General features: G+C 71.4%; 13 protein-coding genes. 4 read left to right on the top strand and 9 right to left on the bottom strand.

Annotated elements, in window-relative coordinates; translation table 11 throughout:
* Positions 1-116: 116 nt before the first annotated feature.
* A complete protein-coding gene (locus ACN27F_RS02845; RefSeq protein WP_421430991.1) occupies positions 117-545 on the top strand; it encodes a YbaB/EbfC family nucleoid-associated protein in 429 nt (142 codons plus the stop codon).
* Between the two features lie 367 nt (positions 546-912).
* Here ACN27F_RS02845 and ACN27F_RS02840 read toward each other — a convergent pair whose 3' ends face one another.
* A complete protein-coding gene (locus ACN27F_RS02840) occupies positions 913-1,110 on the bottom strand; it encodes a helix-turn-helix domain-containing protein (RefSeq protein ID WP_421439927.1) in 198 nt (65 codons plus the stop codon).
* On the opposite strand from ACN27F_RS02840, the gene tnpA reads away from it, so the two are divergent.
* On the top strand, positions 1,109-1,381 hold the full coding sequence (tnpA, locus tag ACN27F_RS02835; RefSeq protein WP_421439925.1) for an IS200/IS605 family transposase: 273 nt from the start codon (positions 1,109-1,111) through the stop codon (positions 1,379-1,381). The genes ACN27F_RS02840 and tnpA overlap by 2 nt on opposite strands.
* Before the next feature lie 50 nt (positions 1,382-1,431).
* On the opposite strand, the gene ACN27F_RS02830 is transcribed toward tnpA, so the two are convergent.
* The 7 genes from ACN27F_RS02830 to eccD all read right to left on the bottom strand — a co-directional run bounded on the left by ACN27F_RS02830 (position 1,432) and on the right by eccD (position 10,533).
* Positions 1,432-3,846, bottom strand: coding sequence for a hypothetical protein (locus ACN27F_RS02830; protein WP_421430990.1), 2,415 nt, complete (start codon positions 3,844-3,846; stop codon positions 1,432-1,434).
* A 3-nt stretch (positions 3,847-3,849) separates the two neighbouring features.
* Complete coding sequence (locus ACN27F_RS02825; RefSeq protein WP_421430989.1) at positions 3,850-6,336, bottom strand: hypothetical protein; 2,487 nt, start codon at positions 6,334-6,336, stop codon at positions 3,850-3,852.
* 129 nt (positions 6,337-6,465) lie between these two features.
* Positions 6,466-6,864, bottom strand: a complete 399-nt coding sequence (locus ACN27F_RS02820; RefSeq protein ID WP_421430988.1) for a hypothetical protein — start codon at positions 6,862-6,864, stop codon at positions 6,466-6,468.
* Positions 6,865-6,877: 13 nt separating this feature from the next.
* Complete coding sequence (locus ACN27F_RS02815; protein ID WP_421430987.1) at positions 6,878-7,168, bottom strand: hypothetical protein; 291 nt, start codon at positions 7,166-7,168, stop codon at positions 6,878-6,880.
* A gap of 24 nt (positions 7,169-7,192) precedes the next feature.
* The gene (locus tag ACN27F_RS02810; RefSeq protein ID WP_421430986.1) at positions 7,193-7,519 is read right to left on the bottom strand and encodes a hypothetical protein; all 327 of its coding nucleotides are present in this window, start codon (positions 7,517-7,519) and stop codon (positions 7,193-7,195) included.
* 143 nt (positions 7,520-7,662) lie between these two features.
* Positions 7,663-9,057 (bottom strand): type VII secretion protein EccB, encoded by a 1,395-nt coding sequence (gene eccB, locus ACN27F_RS02805; protein ID WP_421430985.1) that lies wholly within the window; start codon positions 9,055-9,057, stop codon positions 7,663-7,665.
* A 75-nt stretch (positions 9,058-9,132) separates the two neighbouring features.
* The gene (gene eccD, locus ACN27F_RS02800) at positions 9,133-10,533 is read right to left on the bottom strand and encodes a type VII secretion integral membrane protein EccD (RefSeq protein WP_421430984.1); all 1,401 of its coding nucleotides are present in this window, start codon (positions 10,531-10,533) and stop codon (positions 9,133-9,135) included.
* Positions 10,534-10,730: 197 nt separating this feature from the next.
* On the opposite strand from eccD, the gene eccCa reads away from it, so the two are divergent.
* Both eccCa and ACN27F_RS02790 read left to right on the top strand, forming a co-directional pair.
* Positions 10,731-14,687: a type VII secretion protein EccCa gene (eccCa, locus tag ACN27F_RS02795; protein WP_421439923.1), complete on the top strand. Its 3,957-nt coding sequence runs from the start codon at positions 10,731-10,733 to the stop codon at positions 14,685-14,687.
* Positions 14,684-15,973: a S8 family serine peptidase gene (locus ACN27F_RS02790; RefSeq protein WP_421430983.1), complete on the top strand. Its 1,290-nt coding sequence runs from the start codon at positions 14,684-14,686 to the stop codon at positions 15,971-15,973. Before eccCa ends, ACN27F_RS02790 begins: the two co-directional genes overlap by 4 nt.
* A 74-nt stretch (positions 15,974-16,047) precedes the next feature.
* Here the strand turns inward: ACN27F_RS02790 and ACN27F_RS02785 are convergent, their stop codons facing one another.
* Positions 16,048-18,252 (bottom strand): Hsp70 family protein, encoded by a 2,205-nt coding sequence (locus ACN27F_RS02785; RefSeq protein ID WP_421430982.1) that lies wholly within the window; start codon positions 18,250-18,252, stop codon positions 16,048-16,050.
* Positions 18,253-18,352 lie beyond the last annotated feature (100 nt).

Raw genomic sequence — 18,352 nt, 5'->3', positions numbered from 1 at the left:
ACGTCCGTCACAGCGGACCGCCGCGTCCTTGACAGTGAACCCACCGGCAGCAGGCGAGCGTGCAGGGTCACACGGCTGTCCGGCGGTGGGCGGTCCGGCGTGAGGAATGAGGAACCATGTCGTTCCAGATGCACGACCTGGAGACCGCCATGGCGCGGTTGCGTGAGCAAGGGGAGCGGATCCGCGAGTTTCAAGCGGAAACCGCCGCCCGTACGACGACGGTGCACTCCAAGGACCGGATGGTCTCGGTCACCGTGGGCGGACGGGGTCGACTCACCGAGCTGGTGATCAAGGGGAACCGGCACCGGTCCATGCCGCCGGCGGAACTGGCCAGTGTGGTGATGGAGACGGTGAACGCCGCCTTGGAGCAGGCGTCGACGGAGGCGATGCGGGCCGCGCGGGCGCTCATGCCCGGTGGCCTTGAGCCGGACGGTCTGAGCCCGGATGGCAACATCGACATGGCCGGCTTCATGGACGGCGCGCTGTCCCGGCTCGACGACCCGACCCCGCGATCGCCGGGCGGCGGGACTGCGGCCGGGACGTAGCTCCTCGTCCGCCGGGCCTCCCCGCCCATTCCGCGGGCCTGGCGCTGTTGTCGCTGACGTCCCGGGCGTGGGCCTGGGCCTTGATCGCACGGCGTAGCCTGCGCTGGGCCGCCTTCAGCGCCCGCGGCGTCTGAACCTGTTCGACCGTGCCGGTGTCGTCGGCGATGGCAGCGAACGTCTTCGAGGCGCCCGGTGAGCCAGCCGAAGGGCTTGCGCGCGGCGACCTCGCCGGAAGTTTCGGGAAGGTCGACGGATTGACATCCTCGCCGTCCTAAACGGCGGCGATTCCAGCCACACTGCGCGTGACACGCGCAGTGTTCTGGTGGGTTACCGTTTCACCGCGCGGTGCCGGGACGCGGTCCCGGTCCTACCCGCGCTCCACGGTCGTTGAAGTCCGCCTGCCCGGCGGCCTTGCGCGCAGCCCGTCGTTGAACACCACCCGCGCGCACCCGAACGCCCGAGCCAGCTCAACCTGCTGGCGGGGTGTCGGATAGACACGGAACTGGTACCGGAGCCGCACGAACCACACGATATCATCTTGGTCTATGGCATGAGTTGAGGGCATATGCGCGGACTTCGAGGCCGAGCTGGTCGAGTTCAACGGTGGTCACAGCCACGTCCACCTGCTGGTCAACCACCCACCCCAAGTCGCCGTGGCCCGCCAGGTCAACTCACTGAAGGGCGGGTCGTCGCGCCGCCTGCGGCAGGAATTCCCCGACCTCGCACGCCACTACCACCGGGCCAACAAACTCTGGTCAGGCTCGTACTTCGCGGGCTTCCGGAGCACTGGCCCGCATTCTGGTAGCGCGGAGGCGGGCTTGGTGCGGTCGGCCTGAGGAGACCGAATGATACCCGGATCAGCCAGCTCCCCCGCCGGGCTACGCCGTCAGTTCCGCTGTTCGGAGTAGACTGCCTGGTCGCTCGTAGTGCCGGCCTGCTCGTCGCTGGCGCGCGGCCGCCGCTGGTCGCCGGTGGTGTCGCCGGGGCGGCGCCGGTCGGTCTTGGGGCCCGGGCGGGGACCACGCACCGGCCCGAGCAGCACCAACTCCTCGACCGAGTCATCATCGTCCTCATCGGGACGGCCGATGACCCCGCTGGCCGCACCGACCGCAGTGCCCCACACCGCTTCGTCCTCGGTCAGCCAGGTCTGGCGTTCCCGGTCGTCGCGGTTGGGCTGACCGCCCATTCCGCCCATTCCGCCCATCGGCGGATAGAAGGGCATACCGCCCGACCCGTCGGTGCTGATCCCCCGGTCGGCGAGGTGGTTGGCCAGCGCGTCGGGGTTCATCGGTGTCGGAGCCGCGGTGGGGCCGGCAATCGGCGTGATACTACCGTCGGAGAGCACCTGGGCAGCCTCGCCGAGCCCGCCACCGGTCGAGCCGTCGCCGATCTGCGGCGGAGAGATTCCGCCGCCCCCACCGGCACCCCCGACTCCCGCACCGATTCCCGGCAGAGATCCGCCGCCACCACCGCCACCGCTGAGTTCGGGCAGGAGCGTCGCGATGTTGCCGCCCGGCAGGTTGGGCGGTGTGATCCCACCTCCTGCTTCAGAGCCGTCCGCGTTCCCCAGGACGGGCTCGCCGTTGGGGCCGAGGATCGGGGTGCGGTCGGGTCCGATGAGTTCGCCGTTGGGGCCGAGGATCGGGGTACCGTCGATGTCGAGCAGCTCCCCGTTGGGCCCCAGCACGGGTTGTCCGTTCGGGCCGATGACCTGCCCGTTGGGCCCGCGATTGAGTCCTCCGCCGACGGCGCTGAAGATGGGCAGTCCGTTGGGGCCGAGGATCGATTGACCGTCGGTGCCGATGAGTTCGCCGTTCGGTCCGAGGGCGGGCGCCCCGTTCGGCCCCAACATGACCTCGTCGCCCAGCCCCAGGGGCAGCTCGGCGGACCCGTCCGCGTTGACGCCCGGTGGAATCTCGAACCCGGTCGAAGTGAGGAGGTTCGGGACGGGCACGTCCTGGCCGTCGCCGGTGACGCCACCGAGCCCGTCGGGACCGTTGACGAGGGCTCTGAACGGCGTGTCGTTGAACAGGCCGTCGGCCGGGCTGTCGTCCATGCCGCAGAACATGTTGTTGAACAGGCCGTCGAAGGGGCTGTCGTCCATGCCGCAGAACATGTTGTTGAACAGGCCGTCGAAAGGGTTGTCGTCCATGCCGCAGAACATGTTGTTGAACAGGCCGTCGAAGGGGTTGTCATTCGGTCCGAGATTGCCGAACGGGCCGTTGCCGAAGGCACACGGGCCCCACTCCACCATGTTGGCCTCGGCCACGATCGGATCGGCCAGGTTGGGAAAGCTCCGGCCCAGCACCTCGTACCGTTCATGAGTGCGTTCGATCGATGAGCGCACCGGCTCGTCCAGGTGGTTCTGCCGAACTTCCGCCAGCCTGTCGGCGATCTCCCGATTGATTGCGATCCATGTCTGTGGATCCATCACGTTTCCGAGTTCCGGCACGGCGGAGAGTGACTGCCGGATGTACGTCTCGGCGGCCTCGTACGCCGTCGACTCGTCGAAGCCCGACCAGAAATAGTAGTACTGCCAAATGTTGTCGAGCTGGTAGGTGTCCTTGTGTGCGACGAGCAGACCCTTGTCGTACATCTGCTGCCAGATCTTCTGCTTGACGACGCCGATCGCGTACTCGGGCAGGCGGCTGATGGTGTCGGCTACCGAACTGTTGAACGGCGGTATGGTGATGTCCGAGATGAGTACCTTCAGCAGGTGCACGAGGGTACGGGCGTCGTTGTCGGCGCTGTAGAAGGCCGATGGCAGGGAGCTGCCGTAATTGTCGTTGATCTGGTTGACCCAGCGGTCGAGGGTTTTGGCGTACCCCTCGGCGCGGGTGCGGAGGACGTCGACGGCCTTGCCATCCAGCGGGCCGTCCGGGCCGGTGGCCTGGGCGACCCACTGGTGCATCCCGTCGGCGAGGGTGTCCAGCGTCCGCTGGAACTGGTAGATCATGTCCCGTGCGGTGGTCAGGGTGTTCAGGTCGATGTCGTCGTACGCCTTGTCGGTGAAGAGCATGCCCACGACGTCGGTGATCTGCTCCATGCGATCCTTGAGGTTCCGGATCGCGTCGTGGTTGACGGTGATGCTGAAGTAGGCCTTTTCCCAGGCGTGATAGGACCAGTCGCCCTGCGCGTCGCCCTTCTCTCCGTCGAAGCTGCCATTCCATTCGACGAAGGGACCCTGTAGCACGTCGTCGATCGCCAAGCCGGTCCCGGTCAGGGCCTTGAGGACCATGACGAACGTCCACTGGTTCCAGTGGATGTTGTCGATCGATGGGGTTCCATCATCCCCGGCCACCGCTTACTCGCTTCCGTCGATGACGCCATTGGCCCGGCCGCGCCGGGACTGGTCCCGGTACTCGTCGTCGTCCTCGTCCTCGGCACGGCGTCGGGCGGTGCCGAGCAGCAGGACCGTGCCGAGCCCGGCGACCGGAGCGAAGTTCTCGGGAGTCTCCTCGTCGTCGATCGGGCCGACCACCCCGTCCGATCGTCGGCCCGGCCACGCGGGCAACCACGAGTCGTCGTGCTCGCCCGACGACTGATCACGGCCACTCTTCCCCGGCCGTGTACCGCCGTGTCCGGGCCGCGCATCGGCCGGTCCGAAAAGTGCGTCCACTGGTCCGAGGCGGGCGGCGGGCGGGTCCGCCGGCATGCCGTGACGGCCCAGCGTGCGGATCAGCTCGGCTCGGCCGCGGAATCCGGAACGCCCGGACCGGCCGGCCAGGCCAAGGCCGCCAGCGGCACCGAGCGGGCCGGTCGCCCTGCCGAACGCCGCCGGCGAGCCGGCGAGCTGGGACGGTGAGCTGCCGTACTGGCCGGTCGGCCAGAAACCCGGCGACTGGTAGCCGCTACCCGGCGAACCGTGCAGCACCGTGGGCCCGCTTGGTGGGACGGGGCCCGGGCCGCCGGGACCGCCGATCCGGCCGTCCCAGCCGACCGGGGCCGCGAACCCCGCCGCTGCGCCCACCCCGGGCAATCCCGCAGCGCCGCCGGTCGGCGTCGCCGGGCCGGTCGGCCCGAGGGACGGCACGGTGGTGGTCGCGCCCGTGCGGGGAAAGGGGGCCGGGGCGTTGCCGGCTGATCCGCTGCCGGGCGGCGCGGCAGGTGATGAGGCACCGGCCGGCTCCGTCGCCGCGCTACGGCCGCCCGCACCGGCACCGGATTGGTTGGTGCCGACGCCTACGGTCGTAACGAACGGAGGCAGTACCACCGGCGGCCCGTCGGAGTCCTGGTCCCCGAGGGTGCCGGCCGCCGGCGTGGTCCGGGCCGCGTCGACCGTCGGCGGATCGGAGTCCGTACCGGAGCCGGACCTCGGTAGACCGGTCAGCGCCAGCAGACCGACGCCGCCGACGCCGCCGACGACGCCGGTCGAGTCGGTCGAGTCGAGGTCGATGCCGGCGTTGACGCTGTCGTCGGGCGCGGCGAAGTTCGCGGTGACGTCGAGATCGACTCTCGTGGCGAGGTCGTCGCGGGACCCGCCGAGCCCTGCCACGGCGCCGGGGCCGGACAGGACCAGCGGCAGTACCACCTCGATGCCGTCGAACCCTGTGCCGTCGACGCCACCGCCGGGCTGGTCGCCGAGACCGCCTGGGACGTCGCTGCCCGGGCCGGCACCGACGGCGATCACCTCGGGGGCACCGCCACCGGGGGTGGTGACCAGGAACAACGGCGTCTCGGCGCCGGCATCGGACCCGCCGGGCTGTGCCGAGGTGTCCGGTGGTGCCGCCACACCGTCGTCCTGGTTCGGGTCAACCACCTGATCCCTGATGGTGACCGTGGTGTCTGGGACCTTCAACGTCGGATTTAGTCCGACGGCCAACTCGGTGTAGGCGTTCTCCACCGTGACTCGGCGCTCGTAAGCGACCAGGTCGAGCTGCGTGATCAGCGGGGCCACCCGGTCGGTGACGGCCTGGTTGATGGCCTGCCAGGCCGCAGGGTCCTGCAGTCCGCCGCGTGGGTAGGAGCCGAGGACCGCGAGGATATGTGCCTCGGTGCGCGCCGCGAAGGCGTCGAGGTCGGCCTGGCTGGCCGGCAGGTCCGACTGGGCGGTCGGATCCCAGTCGGCGAGGACGTAACCGGGCGTGCCCAGCACGATCCCCCCGCTGACCAGATGGGTCTGGATCGCGATGATCTCGTCACCGATGGCGGTACGGATCCGGTCCCGTAACCCCTGCCCCCGTGCGCTCTCCCAGGACTCGGCGACATCGGTGTTGAACCGGCGCAGCGCCGTGCGGGCGAGGTCCACGGCGGTGGGTAGCGGCACGGCCCGGTCCGTGGTCAGCATCGCCCGCCACTCGCCCAGGGCGGTGCCGTACCGGATCAGGGTCTCCCGTACCACCGACGCCGCGCCGCCGTCGAGCCCTTGCCCGGTCGAACCGACGAGTTCGACCCAGCGGTCCAGTTGCTGACCGCGGGCACCGAGGTAGTTCGCCAGGAGGGTGAGTACGTCGAAGAAGGCGTCGAGGGTCCGGACGTCCTCAGCACCGCGGACGCCGGTGAGCATGGCAGCGGTGACCGTGTCGAGCAGGTCGACGGTGCGTTCCCAGGCGTCCACCGCCGCCCAGTCGACCGACACACCGAAGTACTGCTTGCCGAGGGCGACGTATCCGATCGGGTCCGCAGTGATGGCGGTGGTATTCAGGCTGGCCGGATTGAGAACGAACCACCGCGCCTGACCCAGTGCCCACAGGTTCGCGATCTGATCGCCGGTCACCCGACGCAACTCCTCGGTGAGCCCCGGTGGCGGCGGGGTGGTTTCGTTGCCGGTGGGTGTGACCGGATCGGCCATGGCGAACTCCTGTCCTGCGGGCGGGCGCGGGTGCCGCGTACGGGTGCGGCGGCGGACGGGCCGGGCGCACGGCCGGGTCCCGGCACGGCTAGCGCGCCGGGACCCGGCCGGCGGTGCGAAACGGGCCGGTCAGATGACGCCGTCGGGTGACGGGGTGTTCGGCGGTGCCAGCTCCGGATGCTGCTCCAGAAACTCGCGCGCGGACATCGTCGCCAGGTCGTCCGAATCCTTGAAGACGGTCTTGGCGTCACGCAGCGCCGTGATGAACTCCTCCCACTCCGTGCTCAGCGCCTCCAGCCGCTGGCGCACCGAGCCGCCGAACCCGGAACCTCCCTCCGTGATCGTGGTGACCACCGGCCACTCGCTTGAGCCGGGCCGTAGGTAGGTGCCGAGCGAACTGTCGAGCATGCAGCCGGACCGTGGCCGGAGAAACTCGGTGTCCAGCTGATCCTTGCAGTCCGTCATGAACCTGATGAGATTGTCGAAGGTGGCTTCGTCGAATTTGATGACGTCGCCGTCGTCGGCCATCGTGCGCTCCCCGTCACCGCATGATGTGGACGCTCTGCCGGTCGCCGTTGAGGTACGCGAGGTGCGCCTCCTGCCCGGCGACCGAGCTGCGTTCGATCCGCAGGATCATGTCCTGATACTGCCTGCTCCACTGGTTCATCAGGTCGCTCCAGAGCGGGATGCCGCTGTTCTGCGTCGCCACGGCCATGTTGCGCAGCACGTCATTGAGCTGTTCAATGATCGTCCCGCACTGGGCGGCCGCGGCCAGCAGCATGTCGTTGGCTTCGTGGGTTCCGGGGTTATGGACTGACCAGCTGTCGGCCATGGTGTCTCTCCTTCAAGTAGTCGGTCAGCCCGCTGCGGCTTCGTTGCCGGCGTCGGCGTTGGCGTTGCGCAGTGCCAGCAGCATGGCTTCGGCCCGGTTGTTGAGCTCGTCGAAGGACCGGGCGATGGCGGTGTAGTCGTCGCGCCAGAGCTGCAGCCGGTTACGCAGGATGATGCCGGCGTCGGAGCGCATGGCGTTGGCCATGGCCTGGCCGGTCGTCTCGACCTGCGAGCCCAGGCGGTTCATCTCCGTGGTGGCCGTTGCGGACGCGTTGATGATCGTCGTCAGCATGGACTCGTTCAGACCGAGTTCCTGCGCGGTCATGCTGCCGCCGTAGCCGGTGATCGCCACGTGAGGTCTCCCTTCGGATCGTTGTGCGGGTTCGATGGCCGGGGCCCGTGCCCCGGTAGGTACGGTCGGTCTGTCCGCGGCACTCGGCCACGGACGGCCGGTGTCCGTCCGGGTCGGTGCCGACCCGGACACCGGCGGCGGCCTCAGCGATCACCCCCCAGGACCCGCAGCTCCGGGCCGGTCGGCAGCATGGTGAGCAACGCTGCGGGAATCGGTGCCGCGCCGGACGGGGCGAAACCCAGCGCGGTGGCGGCCTCCTCGTCGGCCAGCGGATACCGCGCGCCGGTCTCGACGATGAGATGAAGACCGATCCCCGCTGCGCCGGGCGCTGGCAGGGTGCGGACCAGCGCACCGCCGCCGGCTGGCGCCGAGAAGCCTCCGGCCGTACGGGCGTCGGCCACGGTGTGCGGCTCCCGGACGGGCGGGACCTGTGCCTTCGGCGCGGGCACCGTCACCAGTGTGTAGTGCACCTCGTCACCGTCGGTCCGTAGCTGGGCACAGGGCACCTGGTCGGCCCGCGCCGACACCTGTCGGGGCAGGTCGGGCAGCCGCTCCGCCCAGTCCGGGGTGGTCAGCAGCCGTGCCGTGGCCAGCGTGGCGGGGTCGATCGGGACGGGGTACGCGCCGTCGAGGTAGACCTCGCGGGAGGCCGGGTCACCGAGGACCAGGGCGACCACGGTCTGATTGACCGGGACGAGGCCGTCGGAGGTGACGAGGAAGTACCGTTTCGGCAGGCCAGGCTCGGTGGCGACGAGGATCTGACCGACCCGAGTGGCGGTGCCGGCGAGGTCCGGGCCCGGCACGCCGCGGCCGGCCACGTCCAGCGCGCCGAGGTCCGGGCCGGCCGGCAGCACGTCGAGCCAGCTACCGGTCACCGGGACCGACTGCTCCTCGAGGTAGCCCAGCGCCGGGATCACCCAGTCCGCGGTGACCTTCATGCGTACCCCGCCGTGCACGACGAAGCGGGTGCCGTCCGGGCCGTGGACCAGCGCCACCGCGGCGGGGGCGTCCTGCGGTGGCGGTTCCGGGTCGAGCAGCACCGTCACCTGTGGCGTGACCTGACCGTCCACCGCCGTGGCCGGCGGGGCGCAGACCAGCCAGGAGCGTCCACCGGCGGCGGTGCCCGGCAGTATCTCCGGCGCGCCTTCGATCCCGATCCGGTTGCCCCGGGGCACGGACGCCAACGTCGAGGCGCTCACCGCCGCCGTGTCGAAATCCTCGGGCAGCAGCAGGCGGGCGGAGGCGTAGTTGAACACCGGGTGCAACTGACCGCCGTCGTACACGTACCGGATGCCGGTCTGCTTCTCGATGATCAGTACGCCGGATTGCCGCCAGCGGGGCGTGCTGCCCGGTTTGATCAGCGCCAGCAGGGCGACCCCGCCGATTCCGAGCAGGGCCAGCACCGCGCCGATGATCAGCCCGATCGGGGTACGGCGTAGCGGCGCGCGGGGCGCGTCCGGCTCGCCCCGCACCAGCGCCGAGCGCAGCCGGTTGTTGGCGAAGGAATACGCCTCGACCTGGTCACGCCGGGAGTGCATGGCACACCTCCACGGTCCCGACCGGCCCGGCGACCGGCTGCCTGGCAGGTGCCGGCCGGCGGGGCCGGGCGACGCTCACAGCCACAGCCCACGCACCCGTGCGTACAGCCCGGCCACGGCGATCGCCAGCGGCAGGATGCTCGCCGCGACCACCCAGTGCGTGATGTCACCGAGCAGGCCCCAGCGAGGCAGCAGCCGCTGCCGGGGCAGCCGCCGGGCCAGCACGCAGGCGAGCACCGTGGCCCAGATCAGCGCCCAGAAGACGGTCAGCCGCCATCCCGGTGCCAGCCCGAGACAGGTGCCGATCAGCAGCGCGACCGGCCCGGTCACCCCGGCGACGAAGGTGGCGATCCGCTGCCGGGCGGCGACCAGCTCCCGCGAGTGCAGCAGGATCAGGATCCCGGCGGCGATCACCAGCAACGTGCTGGACAGCCCGGACTCGATGGCAATGATGATCATGAGGGCGGCCGCGACCACCCCAAGGGCGACGTACAGCGAGGTGAGGTAGGCGTCCGCCGCGGCGGTCCGGCGCCGTAGGTCCGCCGCGGGCACCGGGTCGAGTCTTTGTTGGAACTCGTCGGCGGTGAGCACCGGCGACTCGACGGTCAGCCGGGCCAGCCGGGCGGCCAGCGCCGGTGCCAGATAGCCCAGCAGCAGCACGACCGGGAGCACCAGGGCGGCGGCGGCCGGCGCGTCCTGGAACACGGCCCAGAACGCCGCGGTGAGCGCGGCCAGCACGCCCGCCAGCGCGGTTCCGGTAAGCGGCTCCACCAGCGCACCGGTGGCGGCGCGGGCGCCCAGCGCGGCCACCGCGACCAGTCCACCCGCACCCAGCACACCCCCCGGCGACAGCGGCGGCTGCCAGGCGATCCCGGACTCGACCGCCGGCAGCATCAGCCCGGCGACCGCCGCTTGGACGACCGCGCCGACCGCCAGCACCGCGCCGGCACCGCGTTCGCCGTAGCCGTGCACGAACCCGGCCGCAGCGCCGATCAGGCCGAGCACGGCCAGCAGCCCGGAGACGACCGCCACCAGCCCGCCGGCCAACATCGCCGAGACCGCCACACCGACCGCCAGCAACCCACCGGCACAGGCCAGGACCAGCTGGTGGGTGTGCCGGGGACGCCAGGCGTCGCCACGCTCGGCGATGCCCTCGGCCACCCCATCGGCCAGATCGTCGTAGTCGACCGGCGCCAGCTGGTCGTTGCGGGGACGCAGGTGCAGGATGTCACCGTCGTAGAGGCCCAGCGCGGCGGTGCCCAGATCCTCCTCCAGCGGCGGTTCGCCCATCCGTTGCAGGATCCAGCCGCCGTGCGTCAGACCAGAGTCGGCCAGCTCCGGGCCCAGATAGCCGAGGACGGTGGGCATCAGATCGGTGAGCGGCACGTGCGCGGGCACCGCCAGCTCCACCCGGGATCGGGGGCCGTACACGGTCAGCCGGCATACCTCTCCCGTGCCGGTCACCTGAGTGCTCATGGCTTGAGCACGGCGTCGGTCGGTTCCCGGGTTCAGCCATGCCGAGGGATTCTCCGGCCGACATCGATCCGTTGGGCGCCTCGCCGGCGTGCAGTAGTCGGCGGGGCCGACGGCCGGTACCGCCGCGCGGACCGAGCCGAGGAGCCACCGTGAGCGTGACCATCTACCGACGCCCCGCCCGCCGCAAACCGCCGGAGATGCCGACCGGTGAGTTGTCGTTGCAGGAGCCACCGGGGCTGCTGGAGGCGGGCAACGGCGGCATGAACTGGTTGTTCTTCATGATCCCGATGGGCGTGGGCGGGCTCGCCATGTCCATGATGGTGGTCATCCCGATGATGCAGGGCGGCACCTCGAACTTCGGCAGCTCGCTGATGCCCATGGGGTTCGGGCTGATGATGCTCTCCGGAATGTTCATGGGCCTGGGACGCGGTGGTGGGAACCGGCGCGGCAAGATGCGTGGCGAACGGCGGGACTATCTGCGGTACCTGGGCCAGATGCGCAAGCAGGTCCGGTCCGCTGCGGCCGAGCAGCGTACGGCGCTGCTGTGGCGGCATCCCGAGCCGGAAGGGCTGTGGTCGGTGGCGTTGACCGGCCGGCTGTGGGAACGTCGGCGCGCCCACGCGGACTTCGCCGAGGTGCGGGTCAGCCGCTGCGCGCAGCGGCTGGCGTTGACCATCAAGCCGATGCAGACCAAGCCGATCGAGGACCTCGAACCGCTCAGCGCCCGCGCGCTGCGGCGGTTCATCGCGGCCTACGGCACGGTCGGTGACCTGCCCACCGCGATCTTCCTGCGGGGATTCGCGCACGTGCAGATGGAAGGTGAGGCCGCGCCCGCCCGTGGTCTGGTCCGGGCGCTGCTGGCCCAGCTGGTGACCTTCCACTCCCCGGACGACCTGCGGATCGTGGTCTGCACCACACCGTCGCGCTCGGCCGAGTGGGACTGGGTCAAGTGGCTGCCACACACCCAGCACACGGCCGATCAGGACGGTGCCGGCAGCGCCCGGATGCTGGTGGAGGACATCACGGCCCTGGACCGGCTGTTGGTCGGCGACCTCGACCGACGCGGGCGGTTCGAGGCGGGTGCCTCTCCGGACCGGGAGGAACCGTTCGTGGTCGTGCTACTCGACGGTGTCGCCGTACCGCCGGAGTCGCGGCTGGTCGGTGCCGGCTACCGCAACGCGATCATCATCGCGGTCACCACCGAGACGGCGCTGCCGCGCGGCCGCAGCGCGCTGCGCCTGGACGTCGGCACCGGGGCACTGGACATGGTGAACACCAACCGCACCGGCGAGGAGACCCGTACCTCACTGGGCCGACCCGACACCCTGTCGCTGACCCGGGCCGCGGCGCTGTCCCGGACCATCTCGCCGTACCGGCTGGGCGCCACCCACGACGTGGTCGAGCCCATGGTGACCGACTTCGACCTGGGCACGCTGCTGGGCATCGGTGACATCGACGCGCTGGACCCGGCCGTCACCTGGCGGCGCACCGCGGCCCTGGCGGACCGGTTCCGGGTGCCGATCGGCATCGCCGAGGACGGCAAGGTGGTGGAGCTGGACATCAAGGAGGCGGCACAGGGCGGGATGGGCCCGCACGGTCTGCTCATCGGCGCCACCGGCTCCGGCAAGAGCGAACTGCTGCGGACCCTGGTCCTGGCGTTGGCCATGACCCACTCGTCGGAGTACCTGAACTTCGTGCTCACCGACTTCAAGGGCGGGGCCACCTTCCTCGGCCTGGAGGAGCTGCCGCACACCTCGGCGGTGATCACCAATCTCGCGGACGAGGAGGCGTTGGTCCTGCGGATGCGCGACGCCATCCAGGGCGAACTGATCCGCCGCCAGGAGCTGCTGCGACGGGCCGGCAACTACAGCTCGTTGCTGGCGTACGAGAGCGCCCGCAAGGCCGGCGCTGCGCTGGAACCGCTACCGACGTTGTTCGTCGTGGTCGACGAGTTCAGCGAGCTGCTGGCCAGCCACCCCGATTTCGCCGAACTGTTCGTCATGATCGGTCGGCTGGGTCGTTCGCTGGGCGTGCACCTGCTGCTGGCCAGTCAGCGGGTCGACGACGGCCGAATGCACAAGCTGGAAAGCCACCTGTCCTACCGGATCTCGCTGCGGACCTTCTCGGCGATGGAGAGCCGGTCGGTGATCGGTGTGCCGGACGCCTACCAGCTGCCCGGCGCACCCGGAAACGGGTACATCCGCACCGACGTGTCGACGCTGATCCGATTCAAGGCGGCCTACGTCTCCGGCCGGTACCAGCGCCGTACTCAGGAGCAGCGGCAGGAGGAGGTCCGTCGGCAGGTGGTGCGCTTCGGTGCCACCCGGGTGGCGGAGCTGGCGCCCGAACCGACCCCGGTCCCGACCACCGCCGGCCCCACCGAGACCGAGGAGACGCTGCTCCAGGTGGCGGTCGGCCGGCTGCGGGGCAAGGGGCCGCCGGCCCACCAGGTCTGGCTGCCCCCGTTGACCTCGCCGGCCACCCTGGACCAGGTGCTGCCACCGCTACTGCCCGATCCGGAGCTGGGCCTGACCTCGGCCACCTGGCCGGGCCGTGGCCAGCTGATCGTGCCGATCGGCGTGATCGACAAGCCGTTCGAGCAGATTCGCGATCTCTACATGCTGGACATGAGCGGGGTCGGCGGGCACGTCGGCATCGCCGGCGGACCGCAGTCGGGCAAGAGCACCCTGTTGCGGACGGTGATCGCCGCGCTCGCGCTCACCCACACCCCGACCGAGGTGCAGTTCTACTGCCTGGACTTCGGCGGCGGCAGCCTGGCCTCGCTGAGCGGCCTGCCGCACGTCGGCGGTATCGCCAACCGGCTCCAGCCGGAACGGGTCAGCCGGACCGTCTCCGAGGTGCAGGACCTGGTCGCCCGGCGGGAACGCGTCTTCGCCCAGCACGGACTGGAGGGGATGGCAGCGTACCGGGCCGCCCGCCGCGCCGGCACCGTGCAGGACCCGTACGGTGACGTGTTCCTGGTCGTGGACGGCTGGTCCGCGCTGCGCGCGGAGTTCGACGAACAGGACGCGGCGATTCGCCAGCTGGCCGGGCGCGGGCTCAACTACGGGGTGCACCTGCTGCTGACCAGCAGCAGGTGGTCGGACATCCACAGTTCCCTGCGCGACCAGCTCGGCAACCGCGTGGAGCTGCGACTGGGCGACTCGATCGACTCGTTGATCGACATCCGGGCGGCGGCCACCGTGCCCCGCCAACCCGGCCGTGGGCTGACCATGGAGAAGCTGCACTACCTGGCGACGATTCCGCGCATCGACGGCCGGTCCCGCACGACCGACATCACCGAGGCCGCCCGGGCGCTGGCCGAGGCGGTGGCGGACAGCTGGTACGGTCCGGCGGCGCCCGAGGTACGGATGCTGCCGGGCCTGCTGCCGGCCGCTGAGTTGCCGGCCAGCGAACGCTCCGCGACCGGCGGCAGCCTGCGCATGCCGCTCGGTCAGGCCGAGCGGGACCTTCAACCGGTCTGGCACGACTTCGGGGTCAATCCACACCTGACGGTGCTCGGCGACTCCGGCAGCGGCAAGTCCGGCCTGCTGCGTCTGGTGGCGCGGGCACTCGTGGGCACCTTCGCGTCGACCGAGGTGCAGATCGTGCTGCTGGACAGCCGGCGGGCGATGCTGGCGGAGGTGCCGCAGGAGTACCGGGCCGGCGCAGCGTACACCGGCTCGCTCGCCGGGCAGGTGGTGTCCGGGCTGGCCGGTGAGCTGCGCGACCGGCTGCCGGGCGCGGAGATAACCCCGCAGCAGCTGGCCCGCCGGGATTGGTGGTCTGGCCCGGAGTACTACCTCCTCGTCGACGACTACGACCTGCTGATGAGTTCCGTGGGTGCGAGCCCGTTGGACAGCATCGTGGACCTACTACCCGTGGCGGCCGACATCGGTCTACACGTGGTGCTCGCCCGCCCGGCCGCCGGATCGTCGCGGCTGTCGATGGATTCGGTGATCCGTCGGCTGCACGAGTCGAACACCCCTGATCTCGTGCTCTCCTGCCCACCGAACGAGATGCCACTGCTCAACGGCATGCGCCCGCGGGTCTTCCCACCCGGGCGCGGCATGGTGGTCACCCGCCGGACCGCTACGCAGCTGCAGCTGGGCTGGGTCGAACCCGGCCAGAACGGATCGGAGGGCGCGGGATGACCGCCGCCGCGGCGTTCGGCGCCGTCCTGCTGGTCGGGCTGCTCACCACGCCGATCGCGGCGCAGCCTGCCCGGTCCGCTCCGGTCCCGGCTCGGTCCGTTCCAGCCGTGGGCGTAGGCGTGAACGTGGGCGTGGGCACGGCCACGCTGGCCGCAGCACGGGCCGAGTGCGCGCCGCCGGCCACCACGCCGTACCCGCAGCGGCCCTGGCCACAGACGCGGCTTGCGCCGGAGCGTGCCTGGACGTTCAGCCGCGGCGACGGCATCGTCGTGGCCGTCCTCGACACCGGGGTGAGCGGCACGGCGCCGGCGCTGGCCGGGCGGGTGCTGCGCGGGCGGGACGTGCTCACCGGCGGGCCGGCCGACACCGACTGCTCCGGCCACGGCACGTTCGTGGCCGGCCTTGTCGCCGCGGCCGGGATGCCGGGGACAGGTTTCTCCGGGATCGCGCCCGGCGCCCGGATCCTGCCGATCCGGGTCGCCGACCAGTTCGAGAGCATCCACCCGGACCGACTCGCCGAGGGTATCGAGGCAGCCGTGCAGGGCGGAGCGTCGATCATCGTGGTGGTGCCGACCGCCCCGTTCGGGTCACCGGCACTGACCAGCGCGGTCGAGTACGCCGAGCGCTCCGACCGGCTGGTCGTCGCCACCGCCGTCGACCAGTTCGCTGGCGACGGCACCCCTGCGCAGCCTGCGGTGCTGCCGACGGTGCTGTCGGTGGCAGCCATCGACAGCGACGGCGCCGGTACGGCCACCGCCGTCGGTGCCGACGGCACGGATCCGGCGGTGCCGGACCTGGCAGCCCCCGGCACCGACCTGATCAGTGTGGCTCCGACGGGCAGGGGCAACGTCACCGCCTCGGCCGAGGCGCTGGCGACCGGCTTCGTAGCGGGCGTCGCCGCCCTGGTCCGTGGCTACCTGCCGGGGGCGACTCCGGCGCAGGTCCGGGCCCGGCTCACCGGTACCGCAGACCCGGCCCCGCCGTCCGCCCGGCGCAGCCTCGGTGCCGGCGTGGTGGACCCGATGGCTGCGGTCAGCGCGGTGGACCCCCCGCCGGTTCCGGTGCCGGGCGACGAACTCGCCGGACCACCCCCGCCGCAGCTCGGTCCGTCGGTGCGGCCGTACGACCCACGGAGCACCCGGGCTGCGGCGGCCTGGCTCGGCGGCGTGGCGGTCGGCTCGGCGGTCGGTGCGATGGCGGTGGCGGCGATCGTCGCGGCCCGCCGACGCCAGCGGGTCCAACGGCCGGCGGCGACGTCGTCGGCCGCGTCGGGCGGTGCCGGTTGACCAGGATCACGGCGTGGCTCGACCGGGGCCGACGGCGCGGCTCGGCGAGGGCGGCGCGGCCACGCGACGGGGGCTCAGTTCAGCGACAGCACGGTCACCGTGTCGTCGGTGGCGTTACTCACCCACGCGTGCTCGCCGCGCCGGTCCACCGTGACGCTCCATGGCTGCTGACCGACCACGACGGTCTGCACCACGGTGTGGGTCACCGTGTCGAGCACCGTGAACGTGTCGTCGCCTTCGGTGACCAGGTAGAGGTACCGGCCATCGGCACCGAACGCCAGCGACCGGGGACGCAGGCCCACCGGCACCGTGGCGACCACCTCGTGGCTGACGGTGTCGAACAGCGAGACCGTGCCGGCGTCGAAGTCGGCCGTCGCCCCGATCGCACCGTCGCGGCTCAGGGCGACCGCGACCGGTCCGGGCCCGACCGGAAACCGGTCGACGACCCGTGCCTGTGTGACGTCCAGCACGTCCACCACGCCGGACTCGTAGGCCACCGCGAAGCCGGTGCGCCCATCGGGCATGAAGGCCACCCCGCGGGGTGCCGGGTCGACGTCGATCACGCCGTAGGAGCGCAGCGCCACCGGATCCACCACCACGATCGACGGTCCGCTGTGGTCCGGAACCCACAGCACCCGGCCGTCGAGACTGATCGACGGGGGGAAGGGTGTGCGGCCCACCGCGATCGTGGCCAGCAGTGTGAAGGTCCGGGTGTCGTAGGCCAGCAGCGAGTTCGTCACCCCCTCGGCCATGGTGGTGACGAACGCCCGCGCGCCGTCCGGTGCCACCACGACGTACTGCGGCGGCTGCGGGGTGGTGATGACCTCCTGGGTCTCTCCGGTGGTCGTGTCGATCACTCGGACCTCGCCGGAGAGCAGGCTGGGCACCCACAGCCGGGTGCCGTCCGGGGAGACCGCCACCCCCTGGGGCCGGTCGCCCACCTCCGGCAGGACATCGGTCAGGTGCGCTCCCGCCGAGGTTCCCGTGTCTGCGGCAGGCCGCGGCGACGAGGCCGAGATGGCCGGATCGTCCGGGCTGTCCGGTGCCGCGACACCGAACCAGATCGTGCCCACGGACAGCACCGTGAGCAGCGCTGCGGCCGCCGCGATGACCGGCCTGGCCGAGCCGCCGCGACCGCCGCGGTCGGGACGCCGGCCCGGGGTGGTAGCGCCGCCCGCGCCGACGGTCCGGCCCGGCTCGTCGGCGCGGGCGGCGGCGTCGGCGTGGGCCAGGGCGGCCGCTCCCGTCGCCACCACGTGCTCGGGCTGAGCGACGGTGCGTACCGGGCGGGCGAACTCCTTCGCCAGCCGTCGGGCCACCAGCGGTATCCGGGACGAGCCGCCGCTGAGCAGGATGGTGTCGAGCATCGAGGGGGACAGTCCGGCGGAGGCCAGTGCCCGGTGCATCGCCTCGATCGTGGGCTCGAGGACCGGGGAGATCCGGTCCTCGAACTCCGCGCGGGTCAGCCGTACCTCGCTCGGCCCGTCCGGCAGCAGCACCGACAGGGTCGTCTCGGTCTCGGTGGAGAGCGACTCCTTGAGCCGGACCGCGTCCTGGCGCAACCTGGTCAGCGCCGCGGCCTGCTCCGGCCGGGTGCGGTCCAGCCGGCTCACCGCCCCGCCCAGGCGCTCGTCCAGCAGGCCGAGCACGGCCAGGTCGAAGTCGACACCGCCGGTGCCGTCGACTCCTTCCGGATCACCGAGCAGTTCCCAGCCGTCGCCGGTGCTGCGCAGCACCGCCGTGTCGAAAGTGGTACCGCCCAGGTCGTAGACGGCCACCAGCCGGCCAACCGCGGGCGAGCGCCCCGGCAGATAGAACGCCGCCGCCGCTTCCGGCTCGGTGACCACCCGGCAGTGCTCCACTTCGGCCAGGGCACTGACCTCGGCGAACTGTTCGAGTCGGTACGGACCCCAGATCGCCGGGCAGGTCAACACCACGGCGTCCGGGTCCCGGCCACCGGTGACCTGCCGGGCCGTGTCGACGACGTCGCGCACCAGGGCGGCGATCAATTCGGGTGGCGAGTACTCCCGGCCGCCGAGCACGATCGGCGTCGGGTCACCGAGACGGCGCTTGAACTCCCGTACCGCCCGCGCCGGCTCGCGTTCGGCCCGCCGCGCCGCGGCTTCGCCGGTGAGCAGTACGCCGTCGGGATCGGCGAAGACCACAGACGGAGTGACAAGGGACACATCGCTCAGTGGCAGCATCTCGGCGTGCGTGCCGTTTCCCAGCGCCGCGGCCGTGAAGCTGGTCCCGACGTCGATTCCGAGACCGTATGTCATTGCCCCTCACTCCGGCGCGCTGTTTTCTGCTGCCGCTCTCCCATCGGCTCACCCCGGCCGGCAGTGGACCCGACGGCCGTCATGGTGCCGGGCTCCGCAC

Origin of the sequence: Solwaraspora sp. WMMB335, from assembly GCF_049179075.1 — a bacterium.
Taxonomy (GTDB): Bacteria; Actinomycetota; Actinomycetes; order Mycobacteriales; family Micromonosporaceae; genus Micromonospora_E.
The sequence above is the reverse complement of the archived record's forward strand: the minus strand, read 5'-3'. Positions and strand labels throughout refer to the sequence as shown.